Source organism: Clostridia bacterium (assembly GCA_034926675.1).
Taxonomy (GTDB): domain Bacteria; phylum Bacillota; class DTU025; order DTU025; family DTU025; genus JAYFQW01.
In genome coordinates, this window is sequence record JAYFQW010000002.1 from 38,520 (window position 1) to 54,804 (window position 16,285).

A 16,285-nucleotide genomic window follows, 5' to 3' on the forward strand; every position below is an offset into this window, starting at 1 on the left:
GGTTGTGCGCCTATTCATGCAGTTGCCCGCGGACGAGCACTGCCCGGTACCCCATGAGCTTTGACAACTCCGCCGCGGAAGCACGGACCGCGTTCAGATCCCTGGCACAAACGTCATCATTCCACGTAGCGGTGGGCATGAGCACGGCGAGACCCGCGACCACTCTTCCGTCGACCCCCATGATCGGCGCAGCAACCCCTGCGACTCCATCGGTCGTCTCATCCACGGCGATGGCGTAGCCAGACTGACGCACCCTGGCCAGTTCTGCGATGAACTCCTCCTCCGAAACAAAGGCCCGGCGAGCGCGCTTCACCAGTGGGCTTGCCTTAAGCACCTCACGAACATGTTGTTCAGGCGTGTAGGCCAAGAGGAGTTTGCCGAGGATTCCGTAGTTGATGGGCCTCACCTGACCCACCTCGGATACTACTCGCAACGGGGCCCGACTGTCGCGTCGGTCCACATACACCAGTTCGCCATCTTCAATCACGCCAAGGAGAACAGTTCCAGAGGTGCTGGCTGCCAACGCGTCCAGCACTGGCTGTGCCTTTTCCCTGAGAGTAAAGCCCGATAGCACGATGGCTCCACGCTCCAGCACATGAAGGCCTAGGGAGTAGATTCCAGTTCGCTCGTCTTGCCTCAACCATCCTCGCCGCTGCAGCACCCTGATAAGTCGATGAGTGGTCGGCACAGGCAGATCAACAGCCCGCGCGATCTCAGTCAGTGTGAGTTCCCTCTGCTGGAAGCTGAAGCAATCCAATATGTCAAAAGCGCGTTCAACCGAGCGTACGGTCTTAGCGCCAGTTTCATCCGGAGATACGGCTACGCTTGATCGACATTCCGCTGTTCCCGATTCCCTGTCATCCCTGGCGGACATGCTCACCACCGACTTCCACTCTGTGAAATAGCCTTTCGCTCTGTGACATTCTGATATTTCGATTCGTCTTCTCAAACTCCTTCTATCCCCAGGAATTTTCGCATACTCACTCTTGGCCGGTTCTCTGGCAGCGCTGATGGGTTCCTGTAGGGCAGGCTGATTCCCGCGACGGCATCGGGGCAAATTGGCTGGATTCAGGAATGGAGAACACCCAGCCAGGCATGATAGGCATCCAACTCCGAGTGAACCCAACCAAGCTCGCGCGGTATGGAGTGAAGATAGCGACGCAGGGCATAGGCCGGAAGGCATGCACCTGGCCTTACTTCTATACTGTGAGTAATATAGAGAGTCAACTAGGTTCCGTAGGATGGGAACCAGATTGGAGTCTCCTGGTCCAAGTGGTCGAGGCAGCTCCGCCGAAACAGACAGACGATCAATTGGGGCAGCATTGCTCAAAGGCTGCCGTAGAGAAGCTGCAGACCAGGATGGCGAGTTGCCTGCTGGCTTACCCTACCATCTGTTCCTCACCTTCTCGGCAAATCCTAGGAAGTCCGCAACCTGAAGAACAGCGCCGTCATCCAAAACCGCCTTCCCGGTGAACCTCCCGAATACCTGATGCTGCGTGGACTCGATGAAGACCGCGTTCGTGCTCGCGAACCTATCCACGATAGGCAAGAAGTCCATTTCGAATCTGTGATCGTTCGATGTGAACGTCCACGGCGCCAGGTAATCATCGTGTGGAATCAGGAACTCCACCTGGTCAAGCTTGTGGGCCTTGTTCTTGTAGAAGATCATATTCTCCGACGCGGCGGACGTATCTCCGAACCCGTATCCAATGTTGAAGCCGAATGGTTCGCCGTCCAGGACTCCCGAGGCCGAACCCCAATACCAGGTGTTAGAGTATGTCCACACTCCTCTGCCCCAGTCTAGGACGCCGAAGGCCTTTCTTGCCTCAAACACCCTCTCCTCGCTGCCGATCGTGATGCGCCCCTGCGCCGGCATGCAGTTGATCTTCTGGTTATAGTAGAAGGCGCGCGGCGCTCCAGCGAACGGAGTCACGATCGCCATGGAATCCGATGGATCAGGTTGCGTCAGTTCGATGTGCGCAATCAGGGATCTGCCGTGGTCGAAATTCGGGAAGTCGGCATCTATCACCCTGCGCTGGCCGTCCTTCTCGAAGCGCACCTTCGCCGCCTTGTTCTCGAAGACGACATCTCCATCTGTCGATGTGGGCGGCATGTTGAATCTGCCGAGCGGAAACGCCGTGGTCACGGTCTTAGTGACATTGTACGGTCTATCAAAATCCAGATAGCTGGCTGATGCCGTGCCCATGAACCCGATGTCGGCAACCGTGAACGCCACGCCAAAGGAGTCAGAGAGAACGCAGTAGTAGTCCCACTCCTTGATCCGTAGCCCCGACGCCTTGATCCGTCGCCGATCATACCGCAAGAGCAAGTCCTTGGCCCAGCCCACCTGCATCAGACGTCCAGTATCGTCGTGCAAGTCAGACGCTTTGGTGATCTCCCTCTGCATGCGCCCACTCTCCCCCTCACTTGGATTCAGTTGTACAGCCGCCGAGCGCCGCCAGGCGAGGCAACTGCACCGCTAAGGAAAATACTATCATTGGCGCCGACGCAACGCCACTCACCATCTGGAGGCACGAGTAGATGCACATAGTAACCGATAGTGGGGCGGACTTCCTGCCCGAGCAGCTCGGCGGCAGCGAGATGAGCATGGCTTCTCTAACCCTCACTATTGCAGGGCGCACCTACAGAAGCGGTGTGGACATCACATCTGAGGAGTTCTACCGCCTGCTGCGCGACACCCAGAGTTTCGCAGCGACATCTCAACCGTCGCCAGGCGACTTCTCCGACATTTATCGGCGGTTGGCAGAGTCCGATAGGGAGATCCTCTCCATCCATATGTCATCAGGGTTGAGCGGCACGCTGAACGCTGCCCGGCTGGGCGCTGCGGCCGTGCCCAAAGCCGACGTTGCCTTCTACGACACGCGCACCCTCTCGGCAGGTTTGGGCTGGCACGTTGAAATGGCCCTCCGCGCAATGCGAGCCGGCTGGAGCAGAGAGCGCATCCTGTCGATGCTCGAGCAGGTCTCATCCGCCACGGAAACGCTTTTCACCCTCCCGACGCTCAGGTATCTGATCCATGGGGGACGCATCAGCCATCTCAAAGGCCTTCTAGCTCAGGTGCTCGACATCAAGCCCGTGATCGGCGTGGAGAAGAAGGGCGGAACCTACGTCACCCGGGGCCAGGCAAGGACCTTCGGCAGAGCATTGATTCGCCTTGTGGACATCGCAGCGGACATGGTTGAGAAAGAAGCCGAGATCAGAGCACAGATAGTGCACGGCTACAACCCCGAGGGCGTGGCCAAGCTCCGAGCGGAAGTTGAGAAGCGTTTCACCGTCAGGTGGGTTGGAACAACTCAGATCGCTCCCGTGCTCGGTGCGCATACAGGCCCGGGCGTAGTCGGGCTGATCTTCGCGCCCGAGAAGGCGCTGCCATTCATCCCATAGCAGGAGGCCAACAGCAAAGGCAGCAATGATTTGGGGATCTACTGCCTAGCATATAAGGCACATGGGCCATCGTTGTCTGCCCTACTCTGCGTCAAGTTGGTGTTCCAGGATCTCTCTGATTCGTCGTTCGAGCTCTTCCAGATCAAGAGCAGCCTCTTCTTTGATGCTCTTCCGTAACATTGGGCCAATCTGCTCAATGTCATCTAGGAGGTCCTGAATAAGCTCAAGGGCAGCCGTAGCTTCCAGGACTTCTGTTGGGGTCTTCACAATACTTGCGAGAATCGAAGTTTCGGTTCTTGAGGCGATAAGAGGGGTGGGCAGCTGTTCAACGTACACCTTGGTACGACGGCCGGGTCCTCGTTCGTCTTCTATGGGATCGAGGGCGATGATTCTGTCCGAACGTACATATTTGCCATAGCCCAAAGGAACGATAGCCTGTTCCCTGATTTCCACATAACTCACGCTCCCTGCCTGCTCCCGATTAGGCTTTCCAGGGCCCACATGCACTAATCGTCGCAATCCGTGTTCTTCGTCAGTGATAAGACAGCGCAGGTCATGTGCCATGGCAAAGTGGCGATGAGTCACATGGACTCACGTGGGTCAGCGCCGCTGCTTGGTTTCGACAAGTGCGTTCTCGACTGCCTTGAGAAAGGCCTTAGTTGTGATAGTCGCTCCACTGACCGTGTCCACCTGGAGAGACTGGGCTTCGATGACTTCGTTGATGGCCTTGCGCGTCACCTCGGACTGGTACTGGATGTCCCGAACGACATCAATTGCAGTCACCCTGCCCGACGCCACCGTAACCTTAACCTTGTTGGACCAGCGCCCACCCTTGTACTGCCCTGTGTATACGCCATCCCTGAGCCCTGAAAAGTCCACGGCACTAATGAGAAGGCTTTTGATCCCCCTCCTACCGACCATGTCGCGTATGACCGCTCCTCCGATTACGGCAACCAATCCAGTGACAATCCAGAACATTATCTTCAGCATCTTGTCCTCTCCCCTCTGTAAATGGATAGTGTTCAATCGCGCCCCTCTTACCAGCAGGAAAGCAACCTTTCAGGCATCTGTCCCGCCTCGGGCGCCCGCGCAAATGCCTTCAAGCTAAGCAGCATTTCGCTCGATCCCGGAGGAGCGTTCCTGTTCACTGTCTGCGTACTGCTATGCCACTATTCGATGTTCGTCGGTCTGCACCTTTCGTCAACCGCCCTCAAGAAGCGAAATTGACACACAATCCCTCCTGCCTCACTATAACCATGCTCCAGTAATCCAGCCTTTCGACTGTAAACTCGATGACGCGTCCATGTTCGTGAGGCCTCTCGTGATATGACACAGCCTTCAAGGATGCGTCCTGGAAATCGGGGGAGGCAAGGAGCACGTCTTGGATGCCCTCATCCAATAGCCATCTGATCGTCACATTGTGCAGAACTGTAGGCGGCTTCTTGGGCTCGTTCCATCTGGGATCATCCACTCCCACAAGGTTAACTAGCTGAAGCAATTTGTACCCGTGACCGTTCCTCACAGTGGCCCACACCTTGCCCGCCTCTCCCCAGGGGCCGTAAGGGTATCCCACCACCTCCAGACCCTGATCGGTTCCACCTACTTCAATGCCATGCGTGTCCCGTGCGTCCAAGTCGAACAGGAACTCCTCGTAGCGCACTGCGAACTCCCAGTAGTTCTTCATTGTCTGCATGAACTCATCACGCAGGCGCACATACTTCGGGTAGTACCCGTCGGTGAGCACCGCATTCCCCTCGCCCAGAACAAGGTGGAACCCTCCCGACGACATTATGGCGGCAGAAGTCAACCTCAACGCTATCTCTGCCGGCTCATTCGCAACGATCGTCGGATAACTCGCAGCTCCCAGCCTACCATCGCAGGCGCCGTCGCAGTGGTCAGCAGAAGCTGCCGCCGCAGCGAATGGCCTCATATAGGCTGCAAGGATCACCTGCTTGTGAAATCCAGCCTCCCGACGCCCACGGAGTACGAGTTCGCGCAGGTCACGGTAGGTATCGTGCGGCGGCCACACTTCAATGTACACTATGTCCTGCGGCGCCGCGGCGACCTCCTGCACAGGCCAGCTATTCACTGCGTTGAATATCAGTCCTGCATCATCGCCAAGTCGGTCTCTGCACACCTGGATGAAGGGAGCAAGCTCCTGCTCCGTGTGCACGCAGCGTCCATCGTAGGTGTAGTAGACCTTGGGAAACCCATACTGATCCACGTGAATGCCCTCGAAGCCTAACATGTCTATGGCATTCGCGTATTGCTCGATTATGTGGTCTTGCCACGCTGAGCCCCGTGCGATGTCCATGATCCAGATGAAGCCCGCAAGACTGTGCAGCGTTCCGTCCCTCTTGTAGGCGCCCATCTCGGGGTGTGTATCCAGGAACTCCTGCTCTGCACCGTACATGGCCCCGTAGGCTATTGGGGCAATACCCAGCGACCGAGCCAGTTCAACCTGCCTGCGCACCTGACCAAGGTCAAGGATCCTCCCGAGTGGATCGCAGAATACGTTGGACTCAGGGATGAGCTGATGATGTCGGTACATCCAATCGTAGAACTGCACCACATTGATGTGTATATCCGCCATACGCTGCCACTTCGCGGGGTCTGGCGCGACGCCGGGGCCGAACTCGCACACGAAGCCATATCTGGGAGCATACCGCCAATGGGGCGCCACATCGAAACCAGCGCTTACTCGCATGGCCGAGGCACGATCCGTCGATTCGTCGGAAGGCCCGGTCGCGGCTTCTGTGTCCAGCTTCGTCACAATCTCCACCCGAAGCCCGAAACCTATTGCCCGGTCGAGTCTGCCTGTGGCGGCAAGGCGCTCCTGTAGCACATGTCCTGGTATTCTAAGCTTCACCGATGAGGTTTCCGGCTGAAACGCTACGGAGTCCTGGAACACCGTAGTCACCACATCAGTGACAGTAACGCTGAGTACGGCAGAGTCCATGAGTAGATGGCATGCCTCATCTGTGTCAGCGGCGCGCTCCTCGACAGCGTTCGCACCGGGGCCGGCGGCGCTCAGACGCACCTCTAGCAATACGTCTTCACCTGGATGGTATTGCGCCTTATTGAAGTGTATCGCATCGATCTTGACCATGGTCCTCACCCCTTCAGGGCTCCGGAAGCCAGCCCCTTGATAAACTGCTTCTGGAACAGGATGAACACGGCAACCGCAGGTGCGGCCCCGATGGTCGCCGCTGCAGCCATCATGTTCCACCTAGCTCCGTATTGTTGAAAGAACATCGACACGGCGAGGGGAATAGTCCTTACTGCCGGCTTTTGCAGGAAGAACACGGCCTGCGCGTAGTTGTTCCAGATACCGAGGCCGTTGACTATCACAACTGCGGCCGTTACAGGCTTCAGGAGAGGGAAGGTGATTCGCCAGAAAGCCGAGAACCACGTGCATCCATCCACGATAGCTGATTCCTCTATCTCTCTGGACATGGACTTGATGAAGTTCGCGTAAAGGAACACTGAGAAAGGCAGTGCATTTGCCGCCAGAACTAGCGCCATGGCCCACCTCGAGTTGATCCCTCCAATTCGACGCATCAGGGTGTACAGAGGAACCGTGTTTATGATTCCAGGGATCATCATGGAGAACAGGAATACGTTCAGCACAGCGAGGTGGAACTTGCCGGGGAACCGGGCGATAGCATATCCTGCTGCCGCCGCGCACACTACCAGCGTGACTAGGGCGCTGGCCGTAATTGCGAGAGAATTCATGATGGCCACGCCCATGCGCGAAAGCTCCCAGGCGCGGGCGAAGTTGGCGATCTGGAACTCGGGCACAGCGAGGGCTCTTCCACTGGACATGCCCGCAGGCGTGCTCAGGGCAATACGAAGCAGCACAATGAACGGGACCGCTGATGTGATGCCCATCAGGGCTGCAGCCGCCCTAACGAGCACAGAATTCCTACGTTTCACGTCAAAACCCTCCTGAGCTACGCCTCAAATTCCGCGGAGCGGAAGAACCCAAGTGAGATTAGGACCGGGATGAGCACGATCACGAACAGGACGAGCGCGACTGCAGTTGAGTATCCGGTGAAACTGCCGTAACACATTCTCATTATGTATATGCTCAAAGACTCAGTGCCGTAGCCCGGCCCTCCTTCTGTGAGCGCCATTATCACATCGAACACTGAAAGCGATCCAATTATGTTAGTGATCACGTTGATCTTTACAGACGAGGAGAGCAAAATCGGCAGGACGACGTGGCGGAGTGTTTGGAAGTACCCGGCGCCATCGATGGCGCACGCTTCGATCACTTCAGACGAGATGGATTGCAGTCCCGCAAGGTACACCACCATGGTCATACCTACGTACTGCCAAACGTTCACCAGTATCAGCACCACCAAGGCTCCCCGTGGGCCTGCAAGCCAGTTGCCCCCGGAGAAAGCCGGGTTGACGCTGGTCGCAATCTGCCACAACACACCCCGCTGTGGCTGCAGGATGAAGTACCATATGTAGCCCATGATCAGCGGGCTGATGATGGCTGGAAGGTAGACTATGGTTCTTACTAGGTTTCTCCCGCGGAACTCGTGATCAAGCACTAGCGCATAGGCCAGGCCGAACAGGTTGAGCAAAGGAGCGCTTCCCAAGGCGAACAACACGGTAATCAGCACATCGTGTAATGCCCGAGGATCACGAAAGAAGTCAACGAAGTTCTGAAGACCCACAAAGCTTGCCTTCGATACTCCATTCCAATCAGTAAGGCTGAGCCAAATGCCCCTAGTAAGTGGAAGGATGAAAAAGAATCCGAACAGCAGTAACGCCGGAACGGCCATGAGTAAGTGCAGGTGCGAGCCTGCCTTTCGCAACATGGCTGGAGCTGACGCAGGTCTTTTCAATTCCCTCACCGTCCTGGGTCGATACTGAGCTGTGCCGGGTTGCACTGCGAGGAACGCCCGCGCCAGCCGACGCAGGCATTCCTCGCTTGCGGGCACGCATGCTGCTTACTTGTTTGCGGCCTTCCAGGCCTTATCCCAGGCAGCCTTGTAGGCCTTCGCGAACTCGATTGAGGTCCGGTACTTGCCCATATACAGCTCCTGAACCATCCTGCCGGCGTCGTCTCCCGAGAATCCGGACGGGCCCTCAGTGGTGAACCCGATGTTGATACCGTTCTTGAGTGCTTGCGCCACCGAGTCTTTGATCGGCCCCCAGTCGGCCTGTACATCAGTAAACGAGCTCGGCGCCTTGAGGAACTCACTGTAAGACTTGAGGTTCTCAGGCCTGAACAGATAGTCTAGGAACTTCTTGGCCTCATCCTTGTGCTTCGACTCCGCCATTATCAGATAGGCCGAGTCTTCGGCCGCCAGTACCACAGGCTTGGCGCCGTTGACGATGGGCGGATATGGCGAGAAGCCTATCTCCTTCATGTCGGGGTTCTTGTCAAGTACTCCGGAGAGCGCCCACATCCCCTGGCTTATCATGGCAGCTTTGCCTGTGGCGAATGCTTCAAGCTGGTTGTCGTAGGTTGCAGTCAGGAAGTCGCTGTTGAGCAGGCCCTCATTCTTGAGCTCCAGTATCCGACTGGCGAAGATGTCCATTGGGCCGCCTACGGCATCGAATCTCAGCTTGGAGTCGTCATTGGCGAGGAAGGCCTGTCTCGATCCCATAGCGCCGTACTGCTGCTTGATAACGCCATGAGCCATGAACTCGATGAGATGACCCAGCATCCACGATTCTTTTCCACCCATGAACAGCGGCGCGACGCCCGGTCGCTTCTGCTTGATGGTTTTGAGGTTTGCCTTGAACTCCTCCCAGGTGGTCGCTTCCTTCAGGCCTAGCTCGGCGAAGATGGCCTTGTTATAGAAGAGCCCGGCCATGGTCATATTCGTAGCGATTCGGTACTGTTTGCCAGAACGGAGATCCGTGCACATATCGCGGATCGCAGGCTGAATGCGCGACCACCATCTCGCCTCATTGGATAAGTCCAGATACTTGCCCATGTCCGCGAATCCCTGGTCCCACACTGTCGTGATATCCGGCACATCTCCCGAAGCCAGTTTTACCTTAATGACATTGGATGCGTCCTTCTGATACTCCTGCTCAACTACGATCCCTGGGTTCTCTTTGTTGAACCTCTTGATCAGGTCATCCATCCATTCAACTGTCTCCACTTTGCCGGTGAAGAGCTTAACAGCAGCCCTTTTCTCCGCGCCAACAGCCAATGATAGGCCTACGATGAGCAGCACTGCCATAGTGAACGTGGCTATCCTCTTGAGCATCCTTCCCCCTCCTTCTGTGTGTCCAGCCTGCCCCTGTGCTCGCCGCACCCTGAATGCCTCTTTGCCATCGACCTATCTCCCCGATTCACCTTCTCTCCCCAGGCTCCACCTCCATTGCGCATGACCTGGCTTCGCAAAGCTCCGCACATAGAACGAGGTACATCGCACTGGACCATAGTAGCGGCGTCGCCACTGGCCCCCAGCGTTTGCACCATGCCGAGTAGTGATCTGGATCGTTTACGTGGACGTTGATCTGCTCAGGGATTTCGCCAGCTTCATTTGCACAGCTCTCCACCCATTTCAGGATTGGCTCGGCTCGCCTGGGCTCTCCCGCGCGGCAGTAGTGCCATCCAAGCCAGCACGCAAGCAAAGGCCATTCTCCGCCTCCGTAGTATGTATCCTCGGGGTATCGGTGGACTCCGCCATGGTAGAGCCTGCGTTCTATCTCCGCGACTGTATTCCTAGCGATCGGGTTGTGGGGATCAACCACGCCAAACGGAACCGTAATCCATAGCAGACTGGCATCGATGCTGTCGTTGCCGATGGACTTGACGAACCTGCTCGAACACGAATTGTGAGTGCCCACACATCGGCTAAGTATGAAGTCCCGAATGGCACTGGCGGCGCTTCGCACGTCAGTGCGGTTTAGATACTGGTTGATAGCGGTCAGACCGCCCCATATGCAGGCGAGAGTCGCCGGGTGCACCCGGTCGCCGAATTCCTCCCAGCAATCGTAGTTGGGCATCTGCCAGCAATGAACGAGGTAGTCTATGGTCACGTCGATTGTCTTTTCCATGTCCGAAACGATGGAATCAGAACCTGTTATTCGGGCATGTTCAGCAAGGCCCCACAACCACGCTCCATATCCGTCCAGCTGGAAGTTCGTCCACTCATCATCGTTGACTGCACCGTCGAGCGTGTAGCGCGTTGGAGGCATCTCCCGATGATCGGGAACGTGACCCGATTTGACCAGCTCAATAATCCTCTCGATACGGCCTGCTTGCGAGAGTATCACACCATGGACCCACCTGTAGAAAGCCAGCGCAGACTCGTGAGCGCCTGACCTATCCATGGCATAGGCAATGAAAGTGCCGTCCCTGAGCCAGCAGTAACTGTACTGCTCGAAGTTAGGGCAGGCAACATATGCCCCATTGGGGGACTGATAACGGCGTATGATATCGATGCTCTTCTTCTGCAAGTCCTGCACTACAGATCCCCACTTCCCAGTTGATCGGCAAGGTTGCCATTTGGTTTCCCGGTAAACTGCCATTCTTACTTTAGCACCGGCTGAAGTCCGTGTCAACTCATAGCCCGCAGGCATGCATGAGGTGGACTGGGCCTGCACGACTTTGAGTTCTTGTTGTTTCCAGGTTGACAGTGGAAACCATGCGGTGTAACATGTGGCTGTGATCTCATGCAGGGTGAACTGATGTCCGCTTGATACACGGCCATCTGGAATCGGAGGAATGACGCGATGTCGGCCACTCTTCGCGATGTAGCACGCAGAGCGGGGGTATCCCACACCACTGTCTCGAACGTCTTGAACAATGTTCCAAAAGTTGGGGAAGAAACGCGCAAACGGGTGCTACAGGCCATGGCTGAACTTGAATTCGAGCCTAATCTGGCCGCGAAGAGCTTGTACACCAAGCGTTCCTACATCGTAGGCTACATGGTTCCCGCCATCACCAACGAGTTCTTCATGAACGTGGCAAGGGGAGCAGAGAGGGTGTTCTATCGCGAGGATATCGGCCTGTTTCTGTGCGATACAGGACTAGATCCTAAACGCGAAGCTGACTATGTGCGCCGGCTAGTCCGTCACCGAGCAGACGGCATTGTTGTGAACTACGCTGCAAGCAAAAAGACTATCCGAGACGCAGTTCGAGCCGGAATACCAGTCGTGGCAATTGAGTCGCCAGTGGACGAACCTTCCGCATCCCTGGTATCCATGGACAACCACAGTTCTGCAATGCTCGGAGTTGAGCACCTGTGTGGACTGGGGCATCGCCGTATCGCAGTGATGTCCCTGGACTTTGAGAGCAACGTAAATGAGGAGCGTTTGAGAGGATTCCGCAGTGGGCTCAAACTCCACGATATCGAGCCTGTACCTGAACTAGAGGTGTCGCTCGCCACTTCAGAGAGGGAGAATGGCTACTTCGATTACGGGGCTGAACTCGACAAGAGCCCGGTAACGGCGCATAGGCGGTTCTCCGAGATCGTGGGAGGGCTCATGGCCTCGGTCAGCCCTCCCACTGCCGTGTTCTGCTTCGACTACCATACTACACTTCTTCTCATTCAGAGCCTCATGAGTCTGGGCCTCACACCTGGACGGCAGGTATCAGTGGTAGGATTCGACGTCCCGAAGATTGCTTGCGTTCCCCGGGTAACAAGCGTCAACCAACCAGCTCTGGAGATGGGCGCCATCGCGGCGAACTTGCTCTTAGAGCGCATTAACGATCCCGCGATCCAACCACGCACGGTGCGTCTATCCGCCCAGCTTGAAGTGGGTGAGACCACAGGGCCGCCCTCGGCGCCCTAGCCTGCGCAGCATGTCAAATGCGCTCTTGCGATCCCTCCCGCCCTTGATCCACATGCCCCGTGGAGAATCGACTATCGTTGGCGGCAATCCACACCAACACCAGTGTGAGCTGCTCCTGCCCTACGTTCACCACATCGTATGGCCCCAGACGCGCCCAGCCAGACACCGCCGCGACGGGGAGCTTTCGCGGCGAGGTGATCGAACGCATCATTGTGCTGGTAAGGGCATCCCTCATTTCTTTGATCTTCCAGAAGGAATTCTCCGCACTGCATCGAATCAATGGGTCAATGATTCTAACAGTCAATCATTCTACCTTTGCTGAGCGATGCCCCGTCCCTCATTCCATGACAAGAGGTTGGTGTTCTATGAAGCCTGTAAAACGAGTCCGTGCTGGCGATGCCGTTGCTGACATGCTCTTTTCGGCAATAACAAATGGTGACTACAAACCAGGCGAAAAGCTTCCGCCCGAAAACCAGCTGGCGGCCATGGCCAACGTGAGCAGAAACGTGCTCCGCGAAGCCGTGCGCCAGCTTGAAGGCCTAGGCCTTCTCACCGTTCGCCAGGGCGACGGCACCTATGTTAACGACATGACAGTCCCTTCGCTCATAAACAAGGCTGCGGAGTACCTGGTTTTCGGAGACATAAGCCTCATTGATCTAGTGGAAGCGCGTCAGGCACTGGAGGTGAGGGCAGCCAGTTTAGCTGCTGAAAGGGCCAAGAGCCATGAAATTGACCGACTGCAAGAGCTGGTTGAGGCAATGGAGAGCTCACAAGATTCCAGGAGCGCCTACTTCCAGCTAGATCTGGAGTTCCATCGCACCGTAGTCGCTGCAGCGCACAACGTTGTTTTCGCAAGGTTATTTGCAACAGTGCAGCAATCCATAGTTGCACAGTTGGAGCGGCTCAGCGAAATTGAGGGGATAACTGGGGTGTCCAATGAGTACCATCGGCTGATAACCGACGCAATCGCCGCGCGTGATCCCAAAACCGCAGGTTGCCTCATGGATGAACATATAGCCCGTGCGCGCAGGCGGCTGTATGAGGAGACTGCCCGCCGGGCCACGCAACCCTAGGGCGCGGAGAAGGGGGGTGGACTAGCCACACAAAAGTAGAGCGCGCAATTGCCTGAGTAGTGCGCCCGACTCGATCCCTAAACCAAACTGAGAAAGAGGATGAAATCTACATGAAAAAGTCATCACTGCTACTAGTCGCCGCCCTGATCATGGCGCTAATCGTCAGCGGATGCGGCAAAAAGGAAGCCAAAGTAGAGAAGATAACGATCAGGATCAACAGCAGTTTCAATGATGCGGCTTTCAAAGAGCATCCAGCGGCCATGGCAATTGGCAGATTCATCGAGCTCATGGAAGAGAAGCTAGGCGACAGGGTCGAGATTAAGCTGTTCCCCGGCGGTCAGCTCGGCGGCACTCCCGATGACATCATTGGGGGCCTGCAGAATGGCTCATTCGAAATGGCGAACCTCGCTCTGGGGAGCTACGGCGAGTTCACCAAGGCTTTCATGCCCTTCGACATCCCGTACCTCTTCACCAATGCCGACGTGGTATACGCCTTCCTCGATGGGGAAATGGGCGACAAGATGGCAGCAGCGCTGCTTGAGCAGACCGGTGTGAAGCTTGTGGCGTATCTGGATATTGGTTTCAGGCAGACCACCAACAGCAAGAGGCCCATCACATCCCCTACTGATATGAAGGGCCTGAAGATCCGCACCATGACCAATCCTCTTCAGATGGCAGTCATGAAGCAGCTGGGCGCCGCTCCTACCCCTCTTGCCTACTCCGAACTGTTTACAGCGCTGCAACAAGGCACAGTCGACGGGCAGGAGAACCCGATTCTCAACATCTACGACATGAAGTTCTATGAAGTTCAGAAGTACATGACCATCACAAACCACAACTACACCTCCACCAGTTTCGTCATCGCCGGCAAGTTCTTCGATGAGCTGCCCGACGATGTCAAAGAAACCCTTCTGGAATGCGCCAGCTCTGCCGAGCTCTACTCCCGTGAGAAGCTAGCAGAGGTGGAAGCCGAGATCCTCAAGACCATCTCTGAGCGCATACAGATTACGTATCTCACTGATGACCAGGCTCGTGCATTTAATGAACAGTCTAAGGGTGCATGGAGCGAGGCTGCTGAAGCGATCGGCCAGGATTACTTCACCGAAATCGTCGCCGAGGTGGAGCGAATCAAGTCCGATCTCGGGTTGTAGGCCGTCATCTCGTAATCTTGGCAAGAGAAGGAGCCGTATACATGAAGTCAGTGCTGAAATGGCTGAATCAGGACCTGGAAGTATTTCTGGGCACTATATGCAGTGTCGTTATGTTCGCGCTACTGCTAGTTCAGGTCGTTTCCAGATATGTGTTCAAGTACGCAATCCCGTGGTCTGAAGAGATAGCGGTAATCCTGTTCATCGCATCTATATACTTCGGGTGCGCGGCAGCAGTTGTTAAGGACCAGCATCTCAAGATCGAACTGGTATCATTTCTGCCCAAGAAGGTCCAGCGTATTCTGCTGATCGTCGCCAATCTGATATTCATCGGTTTCTGCATCTACATGTGTTTCCCATTCGCGACTCTCATTCAGAATCTGCATCGTTCCGGCGCTGCCACAGCCGTGACCCGCATTCCCAAGTGGATGATCTACTGTGTAATGCCTCTTGGAATGCTGCTCACGTCCTTCAGGGTAGTCCAGGCAACCCTTAGGATCCTTGCTGATCCCCATATTCTCGACAAGCCAAAGAAGAAGGGGCTGCTGGAGCTGGACGCCTAGCACTGGATGATAAGGAGGGGGAAATCACTGTGGCTGCAACACTACTACTAGTATCATCCGCTGTGCTGCTATTCATAGGAGTTCCTATAGGAGTAGCTCTCGCCGTCGCCATGCTCGTCACCAACATGGCGTTCCCCGTGACCACGGCAGGATTTGTCGCACAGTCGATGTTCTCAGGGCTCAACTCATTCCCACTGCTTGCAATACCCGGTTTCATGATTGCGGGCAGCATAATGGAGACTGGTGGGCTATCAAAGCGCCTAGTTAAACTGGCAAACACCCTTGTCGGCAACTCCCCGGGAGGACTGGGAACTGTCACCGTGCTTGCATGCATGTTCTTTGGAGCGGTCTCTGGATCAGCGCCTGCCACGGTGGCGGCCATCGGAACCATCATGATTCCCGAAATGGTCAAGCATGGCTACGACAAGGTATATGCCACTGCTTTGGTGGCAGCCGCAGGCGGCCTGGGCATAATCGTGCCGCCCAGCATCCCCATGGTCGTCTACGGATGCACTAACAACGTTTCAGTAGGAAGCCTGTTCATGGCTGGCTTCGGCCCCGCCCTGGTAGTTGGCGTCGGCCTGATGATCGTGAACTGGATCATCGCCAAGAAAAAGGGCTACCGGGGATCAGGTGAAGCAACCGGAATCAAGGCAGTAGGAAGAGCGTTCTGGGACGCCAAATGGGCGCTTCTGATGCCCGCGATCATACTTGGGGGCATATACGGAGGCGTGTTCACTCCTACAGAGGCTGCAATTGTGTCGCTCTTCTACGGGTTGATCATTGGACTGTTCGTGTATAAGGAACTGTCGTGGAGAGAGTTCCTTGTCGCTCTCAAGAACAACACGTCACTGGTTGGCGGCATAATGCTCACCTTCGCCCCTGCATCCGCCCTAGGCGCGATGCTCTCGCTCATGGGTGTGCCTGCTAGGATCACTTCCGCCATGCTTTCCTTCACGAGCAGCCCGGGCGTCGTGCTGTTCCTGATTCTGGTGTTCCTGTTGCTAGTGGGAATGGTGATGACTACATCGCCAGCCATCATCATCTTCTCGCCGATGCTGCTCACCATCGTTAAGGCTTTCGGGATGAGCCCGGTTCAGTTTGGAATCATCATGACGGTGAGCCTGGCAATTGGCTTCGTCACACCGCCAGTTGCACTGAATCTATTCGTGGCGTCTGGCATGACCGGACTGGAGGTAGGCGCCATTGCCAAGAAGGCTACCCCGTTCATAGTGGCCCTCTTCGTGGCAATGGCAATCATCACGTATGTGCCAGGGATCAGCATCGGCCTTCTCAGGCTTGTTGGCGCCAGCCTGTAACC

16 protein-coding genes are annotated in these 16,285 nt (G+C 56.0%); 6 read left to right on the forward strand and 10 right to left on the reverse strand.

Annotated features, from left to right (window positions below):
* Positions 1 to 10: 10 nt before the first annotated feature.
* Both VB144_01340 and VB144_01345 read right to left on the reverse strand, forming a co-directional pair.
* Entirely contained in the window at positions 11 to 949 is a 939-nt protein-coding gene (locus VB144_01340; GenBank protein MEA4882299.1) for an IclR family transcriptional regulator, read from the reverse strand.
* 435 nt (positions 950 to 1,384) lie between these two features.
* Positions 1,385 to 2,407, reverse strand: coding sequence for a DUF2804 domain-containing protein (locus tag VB144_01345; protein ID MEA4882300.1), 1,023 nt, complete (start codon positions 2,405 to 2,407; stop codon positions 1,385 to 1,387).
* Between the two features lie 134 nt (positions 2,408 to 2,541).
* Here VB144_01345 and VB144_01350 point away from each other — a divergent pair, with 134 nt between their 5' ends.
* The gene (locus VB144_01350; protein MEA4882301.1) at positions 2,542 to 3,405 is read left to right on the forward strand and encodes a DegV family protein; all 864 of its coding nucleotides are present in this window, start codon (positions 2,542 to 2,544) and stop codon (positions 3,403 to 3,405) included.
* 81 nt (positions 3,406 to 3,486) lie between these two features.
* Here the strand turns inward: VB144_01350 and VB144_01355 are convergent, their stop codons facing one another.
* The 7 genes from VB144_01355 to VB144_01385 all read right to left on the reverse strand — a co-directional run bounded on the left by VB144_01355 (position 3,487) and on the right by VB144_01385 (position 10,851).
* The gene (locus VB144_01355; GenBank protein MEA4882302.1) at positions 3,487 to 3,867 is read right to left on the reverse strand and encodes a hypothetical protein; all 381 of its coding nucleotides are present in this window, start codon (positions 3,865 to 3,867) and stop codon (positions 3,487 to 3,489) included.
* 138 nt (positions 3,868 to 4,005) lie between these two features.
* Positions 4,006 to 4,431 (reverse strand): FMN-binding protein, encoded by a 426-nt coding sequence (locus tag VB144_01360; protein ID MEA4882303.1) that lies wholly within the window; start codon positions 4,429 to 4,431, stop codon positions 4,006 to 4,008.
* Positions 4,432 to 4,615: 184 nt separating this feature from the next.
* A complete protein-coding gene (locus VB144_01365; protein MEA4882304.1) occupies positions 4,616 to 6,514 on the reverse strand; it encodes a glycoside hydrolase family 66 protein in 1,899 nt (632 codons plus the stop codon).
* Between the two features lie 5 nt (positions 6,515 to 6,519).
* A complete protein-coding gene (locus VB144_01370; GenBank protein MEA4882305.1) occupies positions 6,520 to 7,341 on the reverse strand; it encodes a carbohydrate ABC transporter permease in 822 nt (273 codons plus the stop codon).
* 17 nt (positions 7,342 to 7,358) lie between these two features.
* On the reverse strand, positions 7,359 to 8,264 hold the full coding sequence (locus VB144_01375; GenBank protein ID MEA4882306.1) for a sugar ABC transporter permease: 906 nt from the start codon (positions 8,262 to 8,264) through the stop codon (positions 7,359 to 7,361).
* A 105-nt stretch (positions 8,265 to 8,369) separates the two neighbouring features.
* Positions 8,370 to 9,644, reverse strand: coding sequence for an extracellular solute-binding protein (locus VB144_01380; GenBank protein ID MEA4882307.1), 1,275 nt, complete (start codon positions 9,642 to 9,644; stop codon positions 8,370 to 8,372).
* 85 nt (positions 9,645 to 9,729) lie between these two features.
* Positions 9,730 to 10,851 carry a glycoside hydrolase family 15 protein gene (locus tag VB144_01385; GenBank protein ID MEA4882308.1) on the reverse strand — a complete coding sequence of 374 codons (1,122 nt, stop codon included), beginning with the start codon at positions 10,849 to 10,851 and terminating at the stop codon, positions 9,730 to 9,732.
* A gap of 267 nt (positions 10,852 to 11,118) precedes the next feature.
* Here VB144_01385 and VB144_01390 point away from each other — a divergent pair, with 267 nt between their 5' ends.
* Entirely contained in the window at positions 11,119 to 12,180 is a 1,062-nt protein-coding gene (locus VB144_01390) for a LacI family DNA-binding transcriptional regulator (GenBank protein ID MEA4882309.1), read from the forward strand.
* Between the two features lie 13 nt (positions 12,181 to 12,193).
* On the opposite strand, the gene VB144_01395 is transcribed toward VB144_01390, so the two are convergent.
* Positions 12,194 to 12,415 carry a hypothetical protein gene (locus tag VB144_01395; protein MEA4882310.1) on the reverse strand — a complete coding sequence of 74 codons (222 nt, stop codon included), beginning with the start codon at positions 12,413 to 12,415 and terminating at the stop codon, positions 12,194 to 12,196.
* Between the two features lie 130 nt (positions 12,416 to 12,545).
* Between VB144_01395 and VB144_01400 the strand changes: the two genes are divergently transcribed.
* The 4 genes from VB144_01400 (at position 12,546) to VB144_01415 (ending at position 16,283) form a co-directional block, all read left to right on the forward strand.
* Positions 12,546 to 13,253 (forward strand): FadR/GntR family transcriptional regulator, encoded by a 708-nt coding sequence (locus VB144_01400; protein ID MEA4882311.1) that lies wholly within the window; start codon positions 12,546 to 12,548, stop codon positions 13,251 to 13,253.
* Positions 13,254 to 13,363: 110 nt separating this feature from the next.
* Complete coding sequence (locus VB144_01405; GenBank protein MEA4882312.1) at positions 13,364 to 14,404, forward strand: TRAP transporter substrate-binding protein; 1,041 nt, start codon at positions 13,364 to 13,366, stop codon at positions 14,402 to 14,404.
* A 41-nt stretch (positions 14,405 to 14,445) separates the two neighbouring features.
* On the forward strand, positions 14,446 to 14,964 hold the full coding sequence (locus VB144_01410; GenBank protein ID MEA4882313.1) for a TRAP transporter small permease: 519 nt from the start codon (positions 14,446 to 14,448) through the stop codon (positions 14,962 to 14,964).
* A 29-nt stretch (positions 14,965 to 14,993) separates the two neighbouring features.
* Positions 14,994 to 16,283 carry a TRAP transporter large permease gene (locus VB144_01415; protein MEA4882314.1) on the forward strand — a complete coding sequence of 430 codons (1,290 nt, stop codon included), beginning with the start codon at positions 14,994 to 14,996 and terminating at the stop codon, positions 16,281 to 16,283.
* The last annotated feature ends 2 nt before the right edge of the window (positions 16,284 to 16,285 follow it).

What these genes read in the sequence shown, in the direction of transcription:
- VB144_01410 (MEA4882313.1), top strand. Translation starts at nt 14,446, where the DNA reads ATGAAGTCAGTGCTGAAATGGCTGAATCAGGACCTGGAAGTATTTCTG.
- VB144_01395 (MEA4882310.1), bottom strand. Translation starts at nt 12,415, where the DNA reads ATGAGGGATGCCCTTACCAGCACAATGATGCGTTCGATCACCTCGCCG.
- VB144_01380 (MEA4882307.1), bottom strand. Translation starts at nt 9,644, where the DNA reads ATGCTCAAGAGGATAGCCACGTTCACTATGGCAGTGCTGCTCATCGTA.
- VB144_01365 (MEA4882304.1), bottom strand. Translation starts at nt 6,514, where the DNA reads ATGGTCAAGATCGATGCGATACACTTCAATAAGGCGCAATACCATCCA.
- VB144_01400 (MEA4882311.1), top strand. Translation starts at nt 12,546, where the DNA reads ATGAAGCCTGTAAAACGAGTCCGTGCTGGCGATGCCGTTGCTGACATG.
- VB144_01405 (MEA4882312.1), top strand. Translation starts at nt 13,364, where the DNA reads ATGAAAAAGTCATCACTGCTACTAGTCGCCGCCCTGATCATGGCGCTA.
- VB144_01350 (MEA4882301.1), top strand. Translation starts at nt 2,542, where the DNA reads ATGCACATAGTAACCGATAGTGGGGCGGACTTCCTGCCCGAGCAGCTC.
- VB144_01345 (MEA4882300.1), bottom strand. Translation starts at nt 2,407, where the DNA reads ATGCAGAGGGAGATCACCAAAGCGTCTGACTTGCACGACGATACTGGA.
- VB144_01390 (MEA4882309.1), top strand. Translation starts at nt 11,119, where the DNA reads ATGTCGGCCACTCTTCGCGATGTAGCACGCAGAGCGGGGGTATCCCAC.